Source organism: Corynebacterium sp. HMSC064E07 (assembly GCF_001815745.1).
Classification (GTDB): domain Bacteria; phylum Actinomycetota; class Actinomycetes; order Mycobacteriales; family Mycobacteriaceae; genus Corynebacterium; species Corynebacterium jeikeium_D.
This window is the reverse complement of the sequence record NZ_KV821828.1, coordinates 253,701-275,094: the sequence shown is the minus strand read 5'-3', so window position 1 is coordinate 275,094 and position 21,394 is coordinate 253,701. Positions and strand designations below refer to the sequence as shown.

Annotated in this window: 18 protein-coding genes and 1 tRNA gene; 2 read left to right on the top strand and 17 right to left on the bottom strand. The window is 56.8% G+C overall.

Annotated features, from left to right (window positions below):
- The first annotated feature begins 155 nt into the window (after positions 1–155).
- A complete protein-coding gene (locus HMPREF3053_RS09800; protein ID WP_042388489.1) occupies positions 156–1,739 on the top strand; it encodes an AMP-binding protein in 1,584 nt (527 codons plus the stop codon).
- Here the strand turns inward: HMPREF3053_RS09800 and HMPREF3053_RS09795 are convergent.
- The 11 genes from HMPREF3053_RS09795 to HMPREF3053_RS09745 form a co-directional block, all read right to left on the bottom strand.
- Complete coding sequence (locus HMPREF3053_RS09795) at positions 1,730–2,533, bottom strand: peptidyl-tRNA hydrolase (RefSeq protein ID WP_049193344.1); 804 nt, start codon at positions 2,531–2,533, stop codon at positions 1,730–1,732. The two genes, HMPREF3053_RS09800 and HMPREF3053_RS09795, sit on opposite strands and share 10 nt — an antisense overlap.
- Complete coding sequence (serB, locus tag HMPREF3053_RS09790) at positions 2,533–3,825, bottom strand: phosphoserine phosphatase SerB (protein ID WP_049193346.1); 1,293 nt, start codon at positions 3,823–3,825, stop codon at positions 2,533–2,535. Before serB ends, HMPREF3053_RS09795 begins: the two co-directional genes overlap by 1 nt.
- Before the next feature lie 280 nt (positions 3,826–4,105).
- Positions 4,106–5,806 (bottom strand): aa3-type cytochrome oxidase subunit I, encoded by a 1,701-nt coding sequence (gene ctaD, locus HMPREF3053_RS09785; RefSeq protein WP_005511131.1) that lies wholly within the window; start codon positions 5,804–5,806, stop codon positions 4,106–4,108.
- A gap of 330 nt (positions 5,807–6,136) precedes the next feature.
- Positions 6,137–7,153 carry a class 1b ribonucleoside-diphosphate reductase subunit beta gene (nrdF, locus tag HMPREF3053_RS09780; RefSeq protein WP_016422253.1) on the bottom strand — a complete coding sequence of 339 codons (1,017 nt, stop codon included), beginning with the start codon at positions 7,151–7,153 and terminating at the stop codon, positions 6,137–6,139.
- Positions 7,154–7,490: 337 nt separating this feature from the next.
- Complete coding sequence (locus HMPREF3053_RS09775; RefSeq protein WP_016422252.1) at positions 7,491–8,936, bottom strand: MFS transporter; 1,446 nt, start codon at positions 8,934–8,936, stop codon at positions 7,491–7,493.
- A 50-nt stretch (positions 8,937–8,986) separates the two neighbouring features.
- On the bottom strand, positions 8,987–9,712 hold the full coding sequence (deoD, locus tag HMPREF3053_RS09770; RefSeq protein WP_016422251.1) for a purine-nucleoside phosphorylase: 726 nt from the start codon (positions 9,710–9,712) through the stop codon (positions 8,987–8,989).
- Positions 9,713–9,947: 235 nt separating this feature from the next.
- Positions 9,948–12,092 (bottom strand): class 1b ribonucleoside-diphosphate reductase subunit alpha, encoded by a 2,145-nt coding sequence (gene nrdE / locus HMPREF3053_RS09765; protein WP_172620253.1) that lies wholly within the window; start codon positions 12,090–12,092, stop codon positions 9,948–9,950.
- Between the two features lie 173 nt (positions 12,093–12,265).
- The gene (gene nrdI / locus HMPREF3053_RS09760) at positions 12,266–12,688 is read right to left on the bottom strand and encodes a class Ib ribonucleoside-diphosphate reductase assembly flavoprotein NrdI (RefSeq protein WP_070767629.1); all 423 of its coding nucleotides are present in this window, start codon (positions 12,686–12,688) and stop codon (positions 12,266–12,268) included.
- Between the two features lie 85 nt (positions 12,689–12,773).
- Positions 12,774–12,998 carry a glutaredoxin-like protein NrdH gene (gene nrdH / locus HMPREF3053_RS09755; protein WP_005511161.1) on the bottom strand — a complete coding sequence of 75 codons (225 nt, stop codon included), beginning with the start codon at positions 12,996–12,998 and terminating at the stop codon, positions 12,774–12,776.
- A gap of 752 nt (positions 12,999–13,750) precedes the next feature.
- Complete coding sequence (ykgO, locus tag HMPREF3053_RS09750; RefSeq protein ID WP_005511141.1) at positions 13,751–13,873, bottom strand: type B 50S ribosomal protein L36; 123 nt, start codon at positions 13,871–13,873, stop codon at positions 13,751–13,753.
- Positions 13,874–14,124: 251 nt separating this feature from the next.
- On the bottom strand, positions 14,125–15,606 hold the full coding sequence (locus HMPREF3053_RS09745; RefSeq protein WP_141758952.1) for a sugar porter family MFS transporter: 1,482 nt from the start codon (positions 15,604–15,606) through the stop codon (positions 14,125–14,127).
- Between the two features lie 38 nt (positions 15,607–15,644).
- On the opposite strand from HMPREF3053_RS09745, the gene nadE reads away from it, so the two are divergent.
- Positions 15,645–16,496, top strand: a complete 852-nt coding sequence (gene nadE / locus HMPREF3053_RS09740; protein ID WP_016422247.1) for an ammonia-dependent NAD(+) synthetase — start codon at positions 15,645–15,647, stop codon at positions 16,494–16,496.
- 51 nt (positions 16,497–16,547) lie between these two features.
- Here nadE and HMPREF3053_RS09735 read toward each other — a convergent pair whose 3' ends face one another.
- The 6 genes from HMPREF3053_RS09735 to pgm form a co-directional block, all read right to left on the bottom strand.
- Complete coding sequence (locus HMPREF3053_RS09735) at positions 16,548–17,144, bottom strand: TetR/AcrR family transcriptional regulator (RefSeq protein WP_224784081.1); 597 nt, start codon at positions 17,142–17,144, stop codon at positions 16,548–16,550.
- Positions 17,145–17,322: 178 nt separating this feature from the next.
- Entirely contained in the window at positions 17,323–17,757 is a 435-nt protein-coding gene (locus tag HMPREF3053_RS09730; RefSeq protein ID WP_048732964.1) for a pyridoxamine 5'-phosphate oxidase family protein, read from the bottom strand.
- A 135-nt stretch (positions 17,758–17,892) separates the two neighbouring features.
- Positions 17,893–17,968: transfer RNA gene (locus HMPREF3053_RS09725), tRNA-Ala, on the bottom strand.
- A 175-nt stretch (positions 17,969–18,143) separates the two neighbouring features.
- Positions 18,144–18,875 (bottom strand): DsbA family protein, encoded by a 732-nt coding sequence (locus HMPREF3053_RS09720; protein ID WP_016422244.1) that lies wholly within the window; start codon positions 18,873–18,875, stop codon positions 18,144–18,146.
- A gap of 131 nt (positions 18,876–19,006) precedes the next feature.
- Positions 19,007–19,447 carry a MauE/DoxX family redox-associated membrane protein gene (locus HMPREF3053_RS09715; protein ID WP_048733317.1) on the bottom strand — a complete coding sequence of 147 codons (441 nt, stop codon included), beginning with the start codon at positions 19,445–19,447 and terminating at the stop codon, positions 19,007–19,009.
- Between the two features lie 54 nt (positions 19,448–19,501).
- Positions 19,502–21,157 (bottom strand): phosphoglucomutase (alpha-D-glucose-1,6-bisphosphate-dependent), encoded by a 1,656-nt coding sequence (gene pgm, locus HMPREF3053_RS09710; protein WP_070767627.1) that lies wholly within the window; start codon positions 21,155–21,157, stop codon positions 19,502–19,504.
- Between the last annotated feature and the right edge of the window lie 237 nt (positions 21,158–21,394).

Here is a 21,394-nt window from a genome sequence, read left to right as displayed (position 1 = left end):
GGTGACGCTGGATTAGGCATAGTTTCTGGAAAAAATCCCACGCTTTTCTATCCAATACATTATTGTGATGTGAAACACAGCACTGCTACAGTGCCCGAGCTAATGAAGCAGGACACTTGGCAGCCGTGCACGAGATTAGAAAGGCGATTTCCTGCATGCCCCTTTCCAGCAACCTCCCCGACATCGACATCCCGGAGACCTCACTCTTTGAGTTCCTCTTCGGAGAAATTGAGCCACGTCACCAGGACAAGCTTGCAATCGTTGACTCAGGCTCCGAGGTCACCTTCGGTGATCTGAAGGCCAGCATTGAGAAGTTTGCGGGTGCGCTGGCAGCACGTGGGATTAAGAAGGGCGACGTTGTGGCTCTCCACTGCCCCAACTCGACAACCTTCGCGGTCGCTCTTCACGGTGTCCTACGCGCGGGGGCTGTCTGCACGACGGTCGCATCGCTGGCAACTGCGGAGGACATTGAAAACCAACTCCGGATGTCTGACGCGAAGATGATGCTGACGACCTCCTCAATCGGTTGGGCTGGCGCCCACGGCGCTGAGGCTGCTGGTCTGCCGGAAGAGATGATTATCGGCCTGACGGGTCTCCACGGCATGGGCGAGCTGCTTGCCGAGGGGCACGCAGCCCCGGACGTCGACGTATCACCCGATGACGTTGCCGTGATTCCGTTTTCCTCGGGAACCACCGGTGTACCGAAGGGCGTCCAGCTCACTCACCGCAACTTGGTGGCCAACGTCGCTCAGGCGGGTGGAGCTACAGTCAACGCGCTGACCGAGGACACCCCGGCTGTCACTATCCTGCCGTTTTTCCACATCTACGGCCTGACTGCGCTGCTGAATCTGTGCCTGTGGCGCCGCACGACGCAGTACACCATGGGCAAGTTCGACCTCGTCGATTTCCTGTCCATCATCGCCGAGCACAAGGTGAAGTTCGCGTTCATCGCACCGCCTGTAGCTGTGGGCCTGGCCAAGCACCCAGCTGTCGATTCCTTTGACCTGTCCAGCCTGGAGACAATCTTCTCGGGTGCCGCTTCTCTCCAACTTGACCTCGCGGAACAGGTGGAAAAGCGCCTTGACTGCGTGGTCGCACAGGGCTTCGGCATGACCGAGTCCTCGCCAGCAGCCCACATCCGCATCGGCCACGATAGTCCGCTGGACTCGATCGGTCGCGCAGTCCCCAACACTCAGTACAAGATTGTCAACCTCGACTCCGACAGCTTTGAGGAAATCCCGGTTCCCGCCGAGGGGCGCTCGGAGGCAGGTGAGCTATGGATTCATGGTCCACAGGTGATGAAGGGCTACCTCAACAACCCGAAGGCGACGGCAGAGACGCTTGTCGACGGTTGGCTGCGTACCGGCGACGTTGCGGAACTCGACGAACACGGGAATGTGTACATCGTCGACCGCTTCAAGGAACTGATTAAGTACAAGGGCTACCAGGTTCCGCCGGCCGAGCTCGAGTCCGTGCTGCTCAGCCACCCGGATATTGCCGATGCCGCCTGCAGTGGTGTCGTTCGCTCCGACGGCGAGGAGATTCCTAAGGCCTACGTTGTCCTCAAGGCGGGCAAGCAGGTGACTGAAGACGAGATTATGGACTACGTCGCCGACCGCGTCGCACCGTACAAGAAGGTGCGAGCAGTCGAGTTCATGGATGAAATCCCGAAGTCGGCGACGGGCAAGATTCTGCGCAAGGATCTCAAGGCCATGGAGGCAGCACGCGCTCAGTCGTGAGTTACTGCCCCAGGGGTCACCGCCACGGTGACTGAACCGGGTGCAATCTCGGTAAACCCGGCATCCTGAACCTCAACCGCGCGGGGCTCTGGCGCTGGCCACTGCTCCCGCGGTACTTCTTTCACATCTAACGCATAACCACTTTGCGCCCACGCCCAAGCGTCCTCGACCGACAGGCTGGCCGCATAGAGCATCGAGCCGTGTCCAACTTGCGCGGCCACCTTTCCTACGGACATATTCAGGTTTTTGTCCACCCAAATCACTGGCGGAGCAAAGGTGTCAGCGCTCTCATGGTCGCCCGGGGCGCCGGGAGATGTGTTCTCCGGGTCGTCGTAAGGCAAATCGGTGCCGGAAATTTGTAGTTTGGCAATCTCCGGGTAGGTTTCGTCGACAGGCGTTGGCACTAGTGCGCGAGCTTGCGCGCCGTCGACGTCCACGGTGACACCCGGTGCAAGCTGAGCGCGTTGCCAGCCGATATTGCGAGCGCGACGTGTGAGCTTGCGGATGCGCGCACCGTACCAAGACGCCAGACCTTGTTGATAGGCAGAAGTGTCATCGCCTGCGCGTTCGTCCAGGCAACAAGCAACCACAGCCATCGCGGCAGCGCGGAGCAGCGCAGTGCGCGAGGGGCGTTCCTTCTTCGGAACCTCAAGCACAATAGCCATTGCCCACGGCACATCCTCGCCGTGGTCTTCCCTATCAGGTTGCGGCAGGAGATTATGGGCGATACGGAACCACTCCGGTACCGATGATGCGTCCGTGACAGCTGGATCCTTGTGATCCTCGCGTTGCACTACTGCTCCAACGGCACGCGGCGGAAGGTGCCATCTTCGCGGTCGGCATCGTCGATTTCATCGCGGGAAATGCCCAGCATGAACAGAATCGAGTCCATGAATGGAACGTTGACGGACGTGTCAGCGATTTCCTTCAGCGCCGGCTTGGCATTGAAAGCAATACCAAGGCCTGCGACCGACAACATATCGATGTCATTGGCCCCATCGCCGACCGCAACGGTCTGATGCATCTGAAGCCCCGACTCTGCGGCGAACGTCTTGAGGCTGCGGGCCTTCTCCTGCCTATCGACGACATCGCCGACCACGCGTCCAGTCAGCTTTCCGTCCTCGACCTCGAGGGTATTCGCCTTGTAAAAGTCCAGACCGAGATCCTTTGCCAGCGGCTCCAAGATCTGGATAAAGCCACCGGAGACAGCACCACACTTGTAACCGAGGCGCTTCAGCGTGCGGATCGTGGTGCGGGCGCCTGGAGTCAGCTCGATGGAGTTAGTGACTTCCTCTAGGACACTGACCGGCAGGCCAGCCAGAGCCTTAACTCGCTCATGCAGTGACTCGGCGAAGTCCAGCTCACCGCGCATAGCGCGCTCTGTAACCGCTGCAACCTCCGCCTCGCGACCAGCATGGGCGGCCAGCATCTCAATGACCTCACCGGTAATCAAGGTCGAGTCCACATCGAAACAAATCAAGCGCTTGGAGCGGCGTTGCAAACCAGCGCGTTCAATTGCGATGTCAATGTCCTGGTCCTGTGCAAGCTCGGCCAGTGCCTTACGCAGCGGAATGCCCGCACCCGGCTTCGGGTCCGGAATAGAGACCAGCAATTCCAGGCCAGTGACTGGGTAGTCAGCAATACCGCGAATGGAATCGATGTTTGCACCGTAATCAGCAAGAGTGCGGCCGATACGGGAAATATCCTCAGCGTTGACCGGATTGCCCAACACGACAAGTGCGTGGGTGGAGCCATCGCTGCGCTCAATCGGGGCATCCAGCTGGAAACTGACAGTCATGCCGTGAGGCTTCAGTGTTTCAATGAGTCCCTCACGGAGAACACCGACCTTTTCTTCTGTGACACCAACAAGCGCACCGAGGCTCAGATTAGAGCGGAACACCGACTGTTCCACATCCAAAATTTGAACTCCGTGGGCCGCGAGCACGCGGAAGAAAGCTGCGGAGACACCCGGGCGGTCTCGGCCAACAGCGGTAATAAGCACCGGAGCTAGTCCCGGTGCCAACGAAACCGATAGAGCATCGGTATCTACAGACTGACTGGGAGAGATAATTACCTGTTCATTCACCAATCCAGTATCGCATGAAGCCCCGGCAGAGTGCTCATCGCATAGTGGGATTCCGCACTTCAGTGGGTGGCCAGTGACAGGCGCTAGCCATCGCCCTGCTCTCTTGCCCTTCTGGCGCTCCCTGCCCCCCCCCCTGCTCTCCCTGCGCTCTCTTACTGCCTCTTCCCTAGGAAAGACTCTCAAAGACAAGACTAAGGCCCCATCACGGAGAACCGTGATGGGGCCTTAGCTTCGCGTAGTTATTAACTCAGAGTTGCATCAGCCATGTAGCCACTAGCTCTTAGAGCTGACGACCAACGTGGGCCTCTGCGCGCTGACGCTCAACCATGTGCGGGTAGTGCAGCTCGAACGCCGGGCGCTCCGAGCGGATGCGCGGCATCGAGGTGAAGTTGTGGCGCGGCGGCGGGCAAGAAGTAGCCCACTCGAGGGAGTTACCGTAACCCCACGGGTCATCAACAGTGACGACCTCACCGTAGCGCCAGGACTTGAAGACGTTCCAGACAAACGGGATAACAGACAGACCCAGGATGAACGCACCAACGGTGGAGATCATGTTCAGGGTGGTGAAACCGTCAGTCTCGAGGTAGTCGGCGTAACGACGCGGCATACCCTCGTTACCCAGCCAGTGCTGGACCAGGAAGGTCAGGTTGAAGCCGATGAAGGTCAGCCAGAAGTGAACCTTTGCCAGCTTCTCGTCGAGCATACGACCAGTCATCTTCGGGAACCAGAAGTAAACGCCCGAGTAGGAAGCGAAGACCAGGGTACCGAACAGGGTGTAGTGGAAGTGCGCCACGACGAAGTAAGTATCAGAGACGTGGAAGTCCAGCGGTGGGGAAGCCAGCATAATACCGGTCAAACCACCGAACAGGAAGGTCACGATGAAGCCGAGAGCGAAAGTCATCGGAGCCTCGAAGGTCATGTGGCCACGCCACATGGTGCCCATCCAGTTGATGAACTTAACACCGGTCGGGACCGAAATCAGGAAGGTCATGAACGAGAAGAACGGAAGCAGAACGCCACCGGTCACGAACATGTGGTGTGCCCACACAGCCATGGACAGACCTGCAATAGACAGGGTTGCGAAGACCATACCTGCGTAGCCGAACAGCGGCTTACGGGAAAAGACCGGAACGACCTCGGTGATGATGCCCACGAACGGCAACAGCAGGACGTAGACCTCTGGGTGACCGAAGAACCAGAACAGGTGCTGCCACAGCATTGCGCCACCGTTTGCCGGGTCGTAAATGTGACCGCCCAGCTTACGGTCGTACAAAACACCAAGAGCAGCTGCAGTCAGAATCGGGAAGATCAGCAGAGCCAGGATCGAGGTAACCAGGATGTTCCAGGTGAAGATTGGCATACGGAACATGGTCATGCCTGGTGCACGGAGGCACAGGACAGTGGTGGTCATGTTAATGGCGGAAGCGATGGTACCGACACCACCAACACCGACACCGACAATCCACAGGTCAGAACCGACACCCGGAGAGTGAATCGGGTCAGACAGCGGGGAGTACATGGTCCAACCGAAGTCAGCAGCACCACCCGGGGTCAGGAAGCCCGACAGCATCAGAATGCCACCAATGGTGGTCAGCCAGAAGCCGAAAGCGTTCAGACGCGGGAAAGCCACGTCCGGAGCACCAATCTGAAGTGGCAGAATGTAGTTAGCAAAACCCCAAACAATCGGGGTACCGAACAGAAGCAGCATCACCGTGCCGTGCATGGTGAACATCTGGTTGAACTGCTCGTTAGAAAGGAACTGAAGTCCTGGGGCGAAGAGCTCAGCACGGATAAGCAGAGCCATCAGACCGCCGACAAAGAAGAACGAGAAGGACATAATGATGTACATGATGCCCAGCTTCTTGTGGTCGGTCGTGGTCAGCATTTCCCACGCCCAGCTGCCCTTACGCTCATGTCCGAACGGCTGCGGCCGTTCCGGCGCTACAACGCCATGATCTGGACGAGGCGCTACTGCAGTCATTCTTCCTCCTTACTACGCGAAGATTTCCTGTAACTCACTACAGGGATTTTAAGTTTTGTCCTTGTGAGAATAGTGCAGGCGAGTACGCGACGGCGAACCCACCTACCGCTATGTGCCAGATTCTAGTCTGAACCTTGGAAAAAGTTAAGGCTAAGGGATTTTCCGGCTCACTTCCCCACTCAGCTAAGCACACTATTAGTTTCCTGAGAATTGTCTTAACCTGGGCTAACGCCTATTTAGCAGGAACCGTCGAGGCTAGGACTACTACCCCCGTGTGTGTGCTGTCACCAGAGTGAGGCTCGATGCGGAATGTTCCCTACACCTGTGCTTTTAGAAGTCCCAGTCCTCATCCTCGGTTACTTCAGCCTTACCCATGACGTAGGAAGAGCCGGAACCCGAGAAGAAGTCGTGGTTTTCGTCAGCATTCGGCGACAGGGCCGACAGGATCGACGGCGAAACGCGAGTCTCGTCGGCCGGGAACATACCCTCATAGCCCAAGTTGTTCAGAGCCTTGTTGCCGTTGTAACGCAAGAAACGCTTGACATCCTCGGTCCAACCGAGTTCGTCGTACATCTCTTCGGTGTACTGAATCTCGTTGTCGTAGAGATCAAACATGAGGTCGAAGGTGTAATCCTTCAGCTCGTCACGTTCGGCCTGGGTCAGACGCTCCAGGTTGCGCTGGTACTTGTAACCGATGTAGTAACCGTGAACTGCCTCATCACGAATGATTAGGCGAATAATGTCCGCGGTGTTGGTCAGCTTGGCGTGGCTGGACCAGTACATCGGCAGGTAGAAGCCCGAGTAGAACAGGAAGGACTCCAGCAAAGTGGAAGCAACCTTCTTCTTCTGCGGATTATCGCCCTCGTAGTAGTCGAGGATAATCTTGGCCTTCTTCTGCAGGTACTCATTCTCCTCGCCCCAACGGAACGCATCCTGAATCTCAGGAGTCGACGCCAGCGTCTGGAAAATCGACGAGTAGCTCTTTGCGTGCACCGATTCCATGAAGGCGATATTGGTGTACACAGCTTCCTCGTGCGGAGTCAGCGCATCTGGAATGAGTGATACTGCACCTACCGTGCCCTGGATGGTGTCCAGCATGGTCAGACCAGTGAACACGCGCATCGTGGTGCGCTGCTCCAGTGCGTTGAGCGTATTCCAGCTCTTGATGTCATTCGACAGCGGCACCTTTTCCGGCAACCAGAAGTTACCGGTCAGACGATCCCAAACCTCGAGATCCTTATCATCAGGAATCGTGTTCCAGTCAATAGCCGCAACTGGGCATGCACGCGACTCTGGATTCTTCTCACGGTGGGCCGGAGTCGAGGGTGGGCAATCATCGAAACTCACGTGGAAACCTCTCCCTTTTTCATTGATATTGCCGTTTTTCGAACACACCTTATATATAAGGAACGTCCTTCACTCTTTACGAGTTCAAACAGCGACTGCAGCGGTGGCTATTCCAGCCTTGTCCCACTACAAAACGTCAGGCTCCCGATGAAAGGAGCCACTACCCTTAGCAGCTTACCCACACCCGCATTATTAAGCACGCGGCCTAGAAGAAATCGCCCCACTTGCCGAGTCTTGTTCCCGGTGCCCCTCCCCTAACCCCACGTCACACAAAGAACAAGGTGCTTGACGACGCAATGTCCGTCGTCAAGCACCAAGCGCAAGATGTTGCGCGAACCTAGGCGTGAACCTTCTCTCGGTTTTCCGCCGTGTCGTTGATGATGCGGTCGGAGATGACGTACACCAGCAAACCTACGACAGCCATGAGCGCGAGCAACCAAGCGATGGTAGCGGAGACCCCTTCTGCTTCAGACTGCGCGATGGAGAGGGTGCTGAAGAAGGCCGGTCGAGAATCAACAAGCATGGCCGTTAACGCGATGCCAACCGGTACGGCAATGTTGATCGTCAGATTGTAGAAACCGATTGCAACACCGGACTTGGCGGCAGGAATGTTCTGCAGTGCGGTCGCGACCAACGGCGCATACATGAGCGCGAACCCTGATGGGAACAGAATCATGGAGACGATAACCGTGGCAACACCGGCCCCCGGCAGCACTGCGGGGATGAGCAACGCCACGATGATGATGCTGATAGCCGCGACAATGGCCTGCTTCGAGGGCAGGAACTTGGCAACCTTGCCAGACATTACACCGACGATGACAGCGCAGAGGTAGCCCGGCGCGAGGATATAGGCAGCACCGTCGAGGTTGATGCCATAGAGCTCGTCGACCATATACGGCAACAGAATGGCCGAATACCCCAACTGGACCATGTAAACCACGAGCACAACAATCAGCGCGCAAACGTAGCGAGCATTGGTAAAGAACGACGGGCTGACCACGGCGTTGTCATGTGTCCGGATGTGCCAGACAAAGAGCGCGACGCCCAGCGCAGCGGCAACCAGCCACCACCATTGGAACTGCTGCATGAACAGCATCACCGCAGTGGCGATGACCGCGATGAGGAACAGGCCAAAGATATCCAGGTGACTCTTCTGCTGCTGCTCCTCCGGAACTGTCTTGATCAGGAACGGAATGGCAACTATCAGAATGAGCGAAATCAGGAACATAGCCGGCCAGGAAATGTAGGTAGCCACGATTCCCGAGGTCAACGTTCCAATCAGCAGCGCGGCTTGGAAGGCCGCGGTGGAAAAGCCGAGGTAGGTTTTCTGATCTTCTGGGCTTAGGTACTTGGTGACATAGATGACGTAGAGTGTCTCAGCCGCCGCCAGGCCGGCAGTTTGAATAATGCGGGCAGTAAGCACGATTGGCCATACTCCCTGGAAGAAATAACCCAGTAGAGAGCCCACGGCGACGAAGCCGATACCGACAATCATCAATTTGCGGATACTGATGCTGTCCGCCAATGCGGCGTACACCACCGCTCCAATGCCAATCAAGATACCGGCGAGTGTCGCCTGCAGACTGGCCGTGGAGACACTGAGGTCCAGAGATTCCGCAATCGGCTTGGTCATGAACTTAAAGCCATTGTCCAAGACCAAACAGAATACAAAGGAAAACAGCAAGACCGGGACTGCGGCCTTAGGGTTTGGCGCGGCAGCCTTGGACGCTGCGCTTTCACGGGGATTCACGTTCAAGCTGGTATTGCTGGCGGGATTGCTCATCGCACTGTACCTATTTCACACTTCAAGCCAATTGATTGCGGACCAGGACACTAGAGTCGAGCCAGCGGCAATGCCAGCTCCATCATCGTCGTGAAGGCCTTCTCACGTTCTTCCGGAGTGGTCTTTCCACCGGTGACGATGTTGTCCGACACAGTGAAGATTCCCATGGCCTCCACACCGGCCTCGGCGGCGGTGGCATAAAGGCCAGCAGATTCCATCTCCACCGCCAGCACACCCATGCGTGCCCAACGGTCGTTCACATCATCCTGGAAGTTGTAGAAAATATCGCTGGACAAGATGTTGCCGACGTGTGTAGTGATGCCCTGCTCGCGGGCACGATCGCGAACATCTTCAATCAGACGGAAAGATGCGGACGGGGCGAACGTTCCCGGCAAGTTGTACTGCGATAGAAAATTGGAGTCCGTCGATGCCGTCTGGCCGATAACCACGTCATACAGGTCCAGCTCCGGCTGCAACGCGCCGCAGGAACCGACGCGAATCAGCTTCTTGCAGCCGAAAACATGGATAAGTTCCCAGGAGTACAGCGAGATAGACGGAATGCCCATACCGGATCCCATGACGGACACTTCCTGCCCCTGGTAGGTGCCGGTAAAGCCCAACATGTTGCGAACTTTGTTGAACTGAACGACATCGTCCAAATAGGTCTCCGCAATGAACTTGGCACGCAGCGGGTCACCTGGCAACAAAATGGTTTCTGCAATCGGCGCACCCTTTGGGTTGATGTGTGGAGTGCTCTTACCAGTGGTATCGGACATGGCTTCCAGCCCCTTCCCCCACTAGCCGTGGGTGAAAATTATGCGAACATTGGTGTACCACTGCCCAGGTTAATTACCTGGATTACAACCGTCAATAGTGATATTTACATTTGTTCCCAATTGGGTGGAGTGACGAAAAAGGCGCGAGAATCTCCCGGCAAAACTCGGGGAAATTCTCGCGCCTTCAATGCGCTACAACTGAAGCACTAGATGCCTAGCCCTCAAGCACGCTTGCTTAAAGCATGCAGGATACGCAACCCTCGACCTCAGTACCCTCCAGCGCAACCTGACGCAGGCGGATGTAGTACAGAGTCTTAATACCCTTGCGCCATGCGTAAATCTGCGCACGGTTGAGGTCACGAGTGCTCACCGTGTCCTTGAAGAACAAGGTCAGCGACAGTCCCTGGTCAACATACTTGGTAGCGACCGCGTAAGTGTCAATGATCTTCTCGTAGCCGATTTCGTAGGCGTCCTGGAAGTACTCACGGTTGTCATTGTCCAAGTGCGGAGCCGGATAGTATACGCGACCGATCTTGCCCTCCTTGCGAATCTCAATCTGAGATGCAATCGGGTGAATCGACGAGGTCGAGTTGTTGATGTAGGAAATCGAACCGGTCGGCGGCACTGCCTGCAGGTTACGGTTGAACAGGCCGTACTCCATGACGTCGGCCTTCAGTTGCGCCCAGTCCTCAGCGTCCGGAATGTGCGCGGTGGAGTTCTCGAAGATCTCCTTGACGTGCTGAGTCTTCGGCTGGAACTCTGCCGGATCGAAGTTATCGAAGTACTTGCCGCTGGCGTAGTCAGAGTTCTCAAAGTTGACGAACTTCTGACCGCGCTCGCGAGCAATCTTGTTGGATGCGCGCAGGACTGCGTAGAGCACTGCTGCGAAGTAGGCGTTGGTGAAGTCCAGGCCCTCTTCCGAGCCGTACATAATCTTCTCGCGGCCAAGGTAGCCGTGCAGGTTCATCTGCCCCAGGCCGATGGCGTGAGATCCGTCGTTGCCCTTGCGAATCGATGGCACCGAGTCAATAGAAGTCTGCTCACTGACCGCAGTCAGGCCACGGATGGCAGTCTCGACAGTGCGACCAAAGTCCGGCGAGTCCATGGTCATCGCAATATTCAGCGAACCGAGGTTACAGGAAATGTCCTCACCCACGTGCTCGTAGGACAGGTCCGCATTGTAGGTCGACGGGGTGTTGACCTGCAGAATCTCCGAGCAGAGGTTCGACATGTTAATGCGGCCCTCAATCGGGTTCGCGCGGTTAACCGTGTCCTCGAACATGATGTACGGGTAGCCGGACTCAAACTGAATCTCAGCGATGGTCTGGAAGAACTGACGCGCGTTGATCTTCTGCTTACGAATACGCGGGTCCTCGACCATATCCGCGTAATTCTCGGTGATGCTAATGTCCGCGAACGGCTTACCGTAGACACGCTCGACATCGTACGGGCTGAAGAGGTACATGTCGTCGTTACGCTTGGCCAGCTCGAACGTGATGTCCGGAATGACAACGCCGAGCGACAGCGACTTGATGCGAATCTTCTCGTCCGCGTTCTCACGCTTGGTATCCAGGAAGCGCATGATGTCCGGGTGGTGCGCGTGCAGGTAGACAGCGCCTGCTCCCTGGCGAGCACCCAGCTGGTTAGCGTAGGAGAAGGAGTCCTCCAGCAGCTTCATAACCGGGATGACACCGGAAGACTGATTCTCGATGTGCTTAATCGGAGCGCCCTGTTCACGCAGGTTGCTCAGCAGCAGCGCCACACCACCGCCGCGCTTGGACAGCTGCAGCGAGGAGTTGATGGCGCGGCCAATGGACTCCATGTTGTCCTCGATACGCAGCAGGAAGCAGCTCACCGGCTCGCCGCGCTGGGCCTTACCGGAGTTGAGGAATGTAGGAGTAGCAGGCTGGAAGCGTCCGGCGATGATCTCATCAACCAGGTGCTGCGCGAGCCCCAAGTCGCCGTCGGCAAGCGTAAGAGCAACCATGCACACACGGTCTTCGTAGCGCTCCAAGTAACGCTTGCCGTCGAAAGTCTTCAGCGTGTACGAGGTGTAGTACTTGTAAGCACCCAGGAAAGTCTGAAAACGGAACTTGTGGGCGTAGGCCTGCTTGAACAGCGCCTTGACGTCCTCAAATTCGTACTTCTCCAGAACCTCAGCCTCGTAGTAATGGTTCTCTACCAGGTAATCGAGCTTCTCCCGCAAGTTATGGAAGAACACAGTGTTCTGATTGACATGCTGCAAGAAGAACTGTCGCGCAGCCATGCGGTCCTTATCGAACTGAATCTTGCCGTCTTCACCGTACAGATTCAGCAGCGCATTGAGCGCGTGGTAATCCAGCTTGTCCTCGCCCACCGGCTCCGCGACCTGCTTGCCCATTTCCGACACGTTGACTCCTTTAATATTCATTTGCCTGCGCAGGGTCTGTTCAATCACTGCCCAGAGCAATCCAATCTAGCTATTTTCCTCGCGCACCGCTTTACGACGGCTTCCGCGAGCGCACCCATTCGGTTGTCTCAGTGCCCCTTCCCTCGACACTGAGGCTAGCCAACTTAAGCGCTGGCTCTACCGTGGAAGAACTCCTCTAGCCCTTCTCTGACTCGCTGCACATCATGGTCGGTTCCCATCAGCTCGAAGCGATATAAATATGGAACCTTGCACTTGTAGGAGATGACATCCCCTGCTTTACAGAAGTCCTCACCGAAGTTGAGATTGCCGGCAGCAATCACACCTCGGATGAAAGAGCGGTTGTGCTCATTATTAAGAAATTTGATGACCTGCGGAGGAACTGGCCTTGAGTTACCACCGCTGATGGAAACGCCACCACCATAAGTCGGACAAATGAGGACATAGGGCTCATCGACGATAAGCTCCGGCTCATTACGACGGATGGGAATGCGGGCATTTTTGATACCTAGCTTTTCAACAAACTTGTGTGTATTCCCCGTCGCCGAGGAGAAATACACCACCAGCATGAGAGCTTCACCCTTTACATCGCAAAACCCCCGCAATCTTCGCTTCCCGGGTGGTCAACGAAATCTGCGGAGAGGTGTGTGATTCTTACGCTGCCTGGAGAGCCTTGATGCGATCCGGACGGAAACCCGACCAGGTCTCAGTGCCAGTGTCAACGACCGGCGCCTGGAGGTGACCGAGAGCCATGACGTAGTCCCGAGCCTCATCGTCCATGGTGATGTCGACGATATCGTAGGCAATTCCAGCCTTATCGAGGGCACGAGTGGTAGCGCGGCACTGGACACATGCAGGCTTGCTGTAAACGGTAACCATGACTCTCACAAACTTTCTGGCTTTGGGTAAGACCAATGAATCGGATCGACTTCGTACAAACAACGGAAGCGGCCGAGGAATCAGCGGATTGGTTGAATGACCGAAAGCTCCCAGGGTTCATGAGAAACCGAGTACGGGTGGCAGACAGGTCCTTTTAGCTCTCCTTGGCTCGACATCGAAAACACTACACTTGGTGCCTAGAAAACTCTAGTCATACTAGATGTAGTACTCACAACCATGGTATTCCCTGTTCGGAGATCTCTGGCGCACAAGATGTTGTACACAGACGCACCACAACCTTGTAATTTCACGCTAAAAATTCTAGAAAATCGTAGAAAAACAACTATCGGTGGATTTTGGTTAAACCAATTACTGCATGACGCCCCGCAGCCGACCGCACCGATTCCAGGCGCCGCAGTGTCCCCGCCCTGCCTTTGTCCCTCCCCTACCCAACTTCGGATTCCGCAGCGATCTCAAAAATCGCGGGCTGCACATATGAACACGGGCTGCACATATGAAACTGTGCGAGTTTATGACACTTTCAAGCCAATTTTCGGGCCAATTTTGACATAAACGCAGTCAGTAACTTCCATCGCCCCACCGCCCCCAGCCATAAACGCTGTCACCGCCTGAACCTACCTCCTCCAAAAACCAAAAACCGCAACCTTTGGCCACAGTAAAACTGCGACTTCAGATTGCGGTTTTGGCAATAAATGAGGAAGCTATTTGCTTCGCGCTAGCCTAAATAAGGCTTAGCCCTGACGGGCCTTGAAGCGCGGCTCCTTCTTGTTGATCACGTAGACCTTGCCACGACGGCGCACGACCTGAGCGCCCGGCTTGTTCTTCAGCGACCGAAGGGACTTGCGGACCTTCATTCGGGCGCTCCTTTCTACTCGGCTCCGAAACGGGAATGTGCACACTGCACTCTCCCCGGACAATCACCCCAGTGACTGCCTGGCAACGCACCCTTCCTGATAATCCGAAGAAATATCAAAGAGGATGCGTTACGACACGAGTTGCCATACTACCTAATAAGCGGAATAACTCCAAAAATCCGGGGGAAACATGTTCTTTGACGGGCAACCCCAAGATCGCGACTCCCCACGTTGCAACTGCTTCCACTTCTCTACTTGGCAGCGGCAATCATGTACTCGCGGACCTCGGCAAGCGTCTTACCTGAGGTCTCCGGCACCGCCTTGATGGTGAATACCAGCGCAATTGCGCCCGTAATGGCAAAGAAGAAGAACGACCACGCACCACCGACAGCATCCACCATCGGAAGAAAAGCCTGCGCCACAAACCAATTCGCAACCCATAGCGCGAGCCCTGCCAGCCCCATACCCAGGCCACGAGCCTCTGTCGGGATGATCTCGGAAATCAGGAGCCAGGTCGCCACCGACACAGCCGCCTGCTGAAACACGATAAATACGGTCATCAGCAGAAGCGACATCATGGCACCCGTCGAAGAGTTACTCGACAAACCATAGACGGGCGCCAGCACGAGCAGCGAGCTTGCACAGCCCACCAAACCGATAATCAGCATTCGCCGACGACCAACGCGGTCAATGATGCTCATACCAATTGCACACGAAATCACCGAGGCGATACCGATGATGATGGAGGTATAGACAGAGCTTTCCGTCGACAAGCCAACCTTGTTCATCATCGTCGGCGCGAAATACATAATCGCGTTCGCGCCCGTGACCTGTTGCGTCACACCAATGAGCATCGCAATAATGACGGTGCGTCGCACCCACGGGGTTTTCACGGCAAGGCGCTCGGCTGCACGCTGATCGGCGCTTGACGACGCCTCATCAACGGCAACCTCAGCCAGGGTCGCCTCATCTCCCTGCATCTGACGCAGCACGGCCAGCGCCTTGCCCTCCTGTCCTCGACGGACGAGGTAGGCCGGAGTGTCCGGCAGAACCAGCATGCCGATGAGCAGCACGATGCCGGGGACAGCGCCGAGTCCAAGCATGAGTCGCCAGTTACCGGAGGAGGCTAGGGCGGAGTTGGTGAGGAACGCCACCAGCTGACCAATCACGATCATCAGCGAGTTCAGGCTGACCAGGCGTCCACGCACATGCGGTGGTGCCATTTCGGAGATGTACATCGGTACGACGATGGAAACACCACCGATACAGACGCCGAGCAAAGTACGCGCAGCACCCAGCGAAAACGCACTAGTAGCGAAAGCACACCAGATACTGCCGATGATGAAGCCGACCGCTCCGAGCAGGATGGTGCCACGGCGCCCCAGGGAGTCCGCTACGCGACCGCCCAGGAACGCACCGATAGCCGCACCGACCAAGAGCATGGCGGTGACAGTGGACTCCTGTCCTGGAGTCAGCTCAAAAGAGCGCTGGATATACAGCAGCGCGCCCGAGATGACACCGGTGTCGTAACCAAAGAGGAGGCCGCCCAGAGCGGCGATGATAGCCACGGCTATCGACCGAGATGTGGTGGTTTCCCGGTTCGGTCCAGTCTTATTCTGTTCGGTTGTACTCACGCTGGAAATCTTGCCACCGTCCAGGCAAAGACCCCCTATCCGAACAGCACTTACTCGATAAAGATGAGAGTTTTGGCACTCTTCTGGCAGGAAAATCATCCCTTTTCCCGTCCGGAACTAGCGGTAGAGTGAGGCTCATGACCCCAGTAGGCACACAGGATTTCCCGCATCCCCTCCAGTCGGAGATTATTAACGACCTCCACGTCCAGCCCACCATCAATGCCGCCGAGGAAATCAGCCGCCGAGTCGATTTTCTCTGCGATTATTTCCGCACCGCGCACGCCAAGGGATTCGTGCTCGGAATTTCTGGCGGCCAAGACTCCACGCTGGCCGGGCGTCTAGCGCAGTTGGCCGTCGAAAAGCTTCGCGACGGCGGTGAGGATGCCACTTTCATTGCCATTCGCCTCCCCCACGGCGTCCAGGCCGATGAGGACGACGCACAGGTGGCACTGCAATTCATTCAGCCTGACCAAAGGCTAACTATCGATATCGCACCGGCCACCGCCGCGATAACCACCCAGGTCACCGATGCCCTGGCCGGCAGCGCTATCAGCGATTTCAACAAGGGAAATATTAAGGCCCGCATGCGAATGATTGCCCAGTACGCAGTGGCGGGTGTTGACGGCGCTTTGGTCATCGGCACAGATCACGCCGCAGAGGCGGTCACCGGCTTCTACACCAAGCACGGCGACGGCGCCTGCGACCTCGTCCCGCTGCAGGGGCTGAGCAAGCGCCAGGGCGCGGCCTTACTCCGTCACCTCGGCGCACCAGCCAGTACGTGGGAGAAGGTGCCGACGGCCGACCTGGAAGAAGACCGCCCTGCGCTTCCCGACGAAGTTGCGCTCGGGGTGACCTATACCGCCATCGACGACTACCTCGAAGGCAAGGCTGTCTCAGATGAGGATGCCGCGCGAATCGAGCACCTCTACTCCATTTCCCGGCACAAGCGAGCCGTCCCGCCCGGACCGGCCGATTCCTGGTGGCGCTAGGCTACTGCCCCGGGCCACCGATCTAGCGTCCCGGACAGAGCAGCAAACCCCTTAAGAGAAGGCCTCCGCGCCAGCGTCCCAAATAGCCCCAACTGCGGCCAAGCTGTCTGCCGCACCGGCTTCGGCGCTGGGTTCCAGCGCAGGTGAACCATCCTGGACCAGCTCGGCGGTCACCAAACCGTGGGCGAACGCCCACATGGCCAATCCCTTAGGCTCATCGCCGGCAACCTTAATGAATGCATCGCGAATCCAGGCATCCAACGACGAAGGCGAGACGACATTCACGAAATTAGTGCGACTCATCAGCCGGTAACCATGCGGATCGTCGAGAACTGCCTGGCGGTACGCCTGCAGCAGAGACGCCGAAGTGCATTCCTCATCAATGGCAGCATGAATACGCTTGCCCAGATTCTCGAGGCTCTCGGTCAGCAACAGCTGAAGGAGCTCTTCTTTACCGCTGATGTGCTTGTACAGCGATGGCGCCTTCACATCGAGCCGCGCCGCTAGGCGGCGCATGCTGATAGCACTCCAGCCCGATTCGCGCAGCATCGCGCGCGCTTCATCTACGATCTTCTGCATACGTGGAGACTGCCTGCGCACATCGGGCTGCGCTGGCACCCCATCGGTCGATTCTATGGTGCACGTCACATTTGCGACTGTAACGGGTTGAATCTCACTTAGGGCGCTTTTGGGTAATTTAACCCAACAATTTTTAAAAAACAGCTAACGGCGGTGCTCAGTCACTAAAAGCTGCCTTTGCACGCTACAAGCTTTGCTTCACGACGGAGCCCCCACCGTCGTAAAGCAAAAGTGCCGTATGCCACCGCTACACTTCGTAGCGATTCGGCTCCTCCCCGAGGTGGAAATGGCGACCCGAAACATCGTTCGGGGTAATGCGCACGTAGTTGTACTTTAACGTCGGCAGCCAGGGCTTCAGCGGCAGCTCATCTGCAGCGTTAATATCCGCGCGGGAGGTGAGAACCTCTGCGTCACCCTTTACGATGACCGACCAGGCCTTCTGAGCATCCTTGTCAACAAAGTCGGCCTCAAAAAGAACATCGTGGTTCAGAGAAACAGTAAAGAGCTTCGACCCCTCGGCAGTGCGGAAGTAAATGCTTCCCTCATGAACGACGTAGTTCAGCGGGAAAAGGTCCATATCGTCTTTACGACGAACAACCAGTCGCCCAAAAGTCTGCGTAGCCAGCAGCTCAAGGGATTCTTCGGTGGACAGTTTCTGAATAACGGAGTCGTTGTTTGCCATACCCCCAGTATTCCACCGTTCAGACAAAGTTGCTACAGCCATACGGATTACCAATCATTGAGGTAAACGGCGAGCACACTACCCAGGGGTAGATACAAGAAAACCCCCGGTCATTTCGACCGAGGGATTTCATACTGGTGGAGCTAACGGGACTCGAACCCGTGACCCCCACACTGCCAGTGTGGTGCGCTACCAGCTGCGCCATAGCCCCAGAATCAACATCGAAGTGGCTTTCACCCTCCGCTGTGGACTCCTCAAAGGCTACATGGCACTGTCATGTATCACCAAATCCGCATGTAGAACACTCTTTTACGTATTCGTCGAGTGCCCTAGAGCAGATCTGCCGAACATGAACTGAAGATGAATCGTGTGAGCGTGCACGGAACCTAGCGCAGGGCCACCTTGACCCACTGCCCCAGTCCGCCATCACCGGAAATGTTCTCCAGAATATCCTTGCCATCGACAAAGACGTGCGGTGAGGAAACCTTGCCCAAGCGCTTCTCAAGGTCATCGAAGTTGGCATTTGCGCTTGCCTTAGCCTCGGTGGTGTCGATGCCGGAACGGACTTCGCTGACAATTTCGTCAGCAACACCGAGCTGCTCCAGACGGTCAGCCAACTCATCATCGCTCCACGTGACAGAGTTCTGCTGGTCAGCCATCATCATTGTGCGGAAGTTCCAATATGCGCGAGCATCACCGGTCTCAGCAATCTTGCGGGCAACCGCGAAGACGCGAGTGGAGTGACCGTCACGCTGCTCCTTCTCCTGACCATCCAGGAAGTTCAGCGTGCGGTATTCAGCGACAAGCTTGCCGTCGTTTAGCGCCTTGAGCTCATCATCGTGACCCTCTTCGCTCATCTGAGCACAGTAGTGGCACGAGAAGTCCTCAAAAATCGTGGCTGTTTTAGCCCCTTCGGCGCCGTCCTTGCTCAGTCGGATGACATCGCCGTCGAGTGCGACGGAGAAGTCGACGTCCTCATCTGGCAGTCCCTCAATCGGCTGCGACCGGCCGATGTAGATAACGCCACCAATAACAACTGCAACGACAGCAAGAAGAGCAATCAGGCCGACGACGAAGCCACTGCCCTTTTCATTTGGATTCTTAATCTTCTGACTCACACCGCTTACGATAGCGGTGTTTTCTTGCCAATGACACAATTGCGCCTGAGAAAACAGAAATGGTTGCTAGGCCCCATCACCTTGCCCCATTCCCCTGGCCTATCCCCTAGGCTTCCCCTCTAGCCAGCGGACTAGGCGTAAATGGCAAACTTCTTCCACGGCCACACGTACACAAATACAGCCAAGGCCAGAAAACCGATGTCTCGGGCGATTGACTTTAGATATGAAACCGCGTCAGCGTTCTCGTCGTAGCCACCGCCACCAAAGCAACCGCAGTCAATCTGCAGGCCGCGCGCCCACGCCGAGATAATGCCGCCGATAAACACCAGCAAGAGCGCGCCAGACAACACCGCTACCGGGCGCAAGAAAAGCCCCAATACCAGCAGGAGTCCGAGGATAACTTCGAAAGCGGGCAGCGCAACCGCTACCATCGGCACCAAATCGCTCGGCAGCAGCTCATAAGCTTGAACTGCCTGACGCGATTCCAGCGGGTTCAGTAGTTTGATAAGACCCGAGTACAACCAAACTGCAGCCAGGCCGAATCGTGCCACCACGCCTACGAAATTCTTCATACACAGAAATGTTAGTACAGGCTAACTGTTTACAGCTAGCCCAATGGTTACCGATTACCCGTTCAGAACTGCCGAAACCACGTCCTGTGCCTCAGCCTGAACCTGTGCCAGGTGATCCGCGCCTTTGAAGGACTCCGCGTAGATCTTGTACTTATCTTCAGTGCCCGACGGACGCGCCGCGAACCAAGCGTTCTCCGTAACCACCTTGAGGCCACCAATCGCAGCGCCGTTGCCCGGTGCTTCAGTCAGTTTGGCCGTGATAGTCTCCCCTGCCAGGGTGTCGGCCTTGACCTGCTCCGGCGAGAGCTTCTTCAGGATTGCCTTCTGCTCACGGGTTGCGTCCGCATCAGTGCGGGCGTAAGCCGGGGCACCGTACTTATCGGCGAGTTCTGCGTAGAGCTGCGATGGAGTCTTCTCGGTCACAGCCTTGATCTCGCTGGCCAGGAGGTCCAGGATGATGCCGTCCTTATCGGTAGACCACACAGTGCCGTCGTGACGCAGGAACGATGCACCAGCGGATTCTTCACCACCGAAGCCGATGGTGCCGCCGAGCAGACCCGGGACGAACCACTTGAAGCCGACTGGAACTTCCACGAGCTTGCGGCCCAAATTGGCAACGACGCGGTCAATCATCGACGAAGACACCAGCGTCTTACCGACCGCAGTCTCCTGCGACCAGCCCGGACGGTGCGCGAAGAGGTAGTCAATGGCAACGGCCAGGTAGTGGTTCGGGTTCATCAGACCCGCGTCCGGTGTCACAATTCCGTGGCGATCGGAGTCCGCGTCATTGCCGGTGGAGATGTCGAACTTATCGCGGTTACCAATCAAGGACGCCATCGCATTCGGCGAGGAGCAGTCCATACGAATCTTGCCGTCTGTATCCAGCGTCATAAAACGCCAGGTCGCATCAACCAGCGGATTGACCACAGTCAGGTTTAGGTTATGCGCATCGCCAATTGCGCCCCAGTAATCCACCGACGCACCACCCATTGGGTCGGCGCCGATACGCACGCCGGCATCACGGATGGCGTCGAGGTTGACAACATTCGGCAGGTCCGACACGTATGCGTTGAGGTAGTCGTGCTTTACGACGAGGTCTCCGGCCTTATCCACCAGCTGGCGCTCAACCCCATCCAGGCCCTTAGCCAAGTATTCATTGGCACGAGCTGCAATCCAGTCCGTCGCATCCGCGTCCGCCGGACCACCAGTCGGCGGGTTGTACTTAAAACCACCATCCCGTGGCGGATTGTGGGAAGGGGTAATCACGATGCCGTCGGCACGCGCGGAGCTACTCCCCGTCGGACCTCCCTCCACGTCGCGGTTGTACGTCAGAATCGCGTGGCTGACGGCCGGAGTCGGCGTGTAGCGATCCTGAGCGTCAACCATCACGGTGATGCCGTTGGCCGTGAGCACCTCGAGGGCGGAAATCATTGCCGGCTCGGACAGGCCGTGGGTATCGCGACCGACGTAGAGCGGGCCTTCAATGCCCTGGCCCTTGCGGTAATCCACGATGGCCTGAGTGGTGGCATGAATGTGGCCTTCGTTGAAAGCGCCGTCGAGGGAGGAACCGCGGTGACCGGAAGTACCGAAGACGACCTTCTGGTCGGGGTTATTCGGATCCGGGTGCTTTGTGTAGTAAGCAGTGACCAGTTCCGCGACATCGATAAGGTCGGATGGCTGGGCCAATTGCCCGGCGCGCTCATGAGCCATTGTGGGTATCCTCCTGCTGAATCGGCGAACTGCGCAACCACCGATTTCACCGCCGACGAGCCGGCCGGAATGGGAAAACCGGATTTAAATGCGCTTCCTCTTCCCCAGTGTCCCCGTTTTAGGGTCGGCGCGCATGGCAAGAACCACTCGGTAAGGCAAACTCGCCCCTGCAATAGGGTGCAGTAGGTAGATTGTCGCGTGCCGACGGGAACACCTCCTGGTGAAAGATTCCGAATT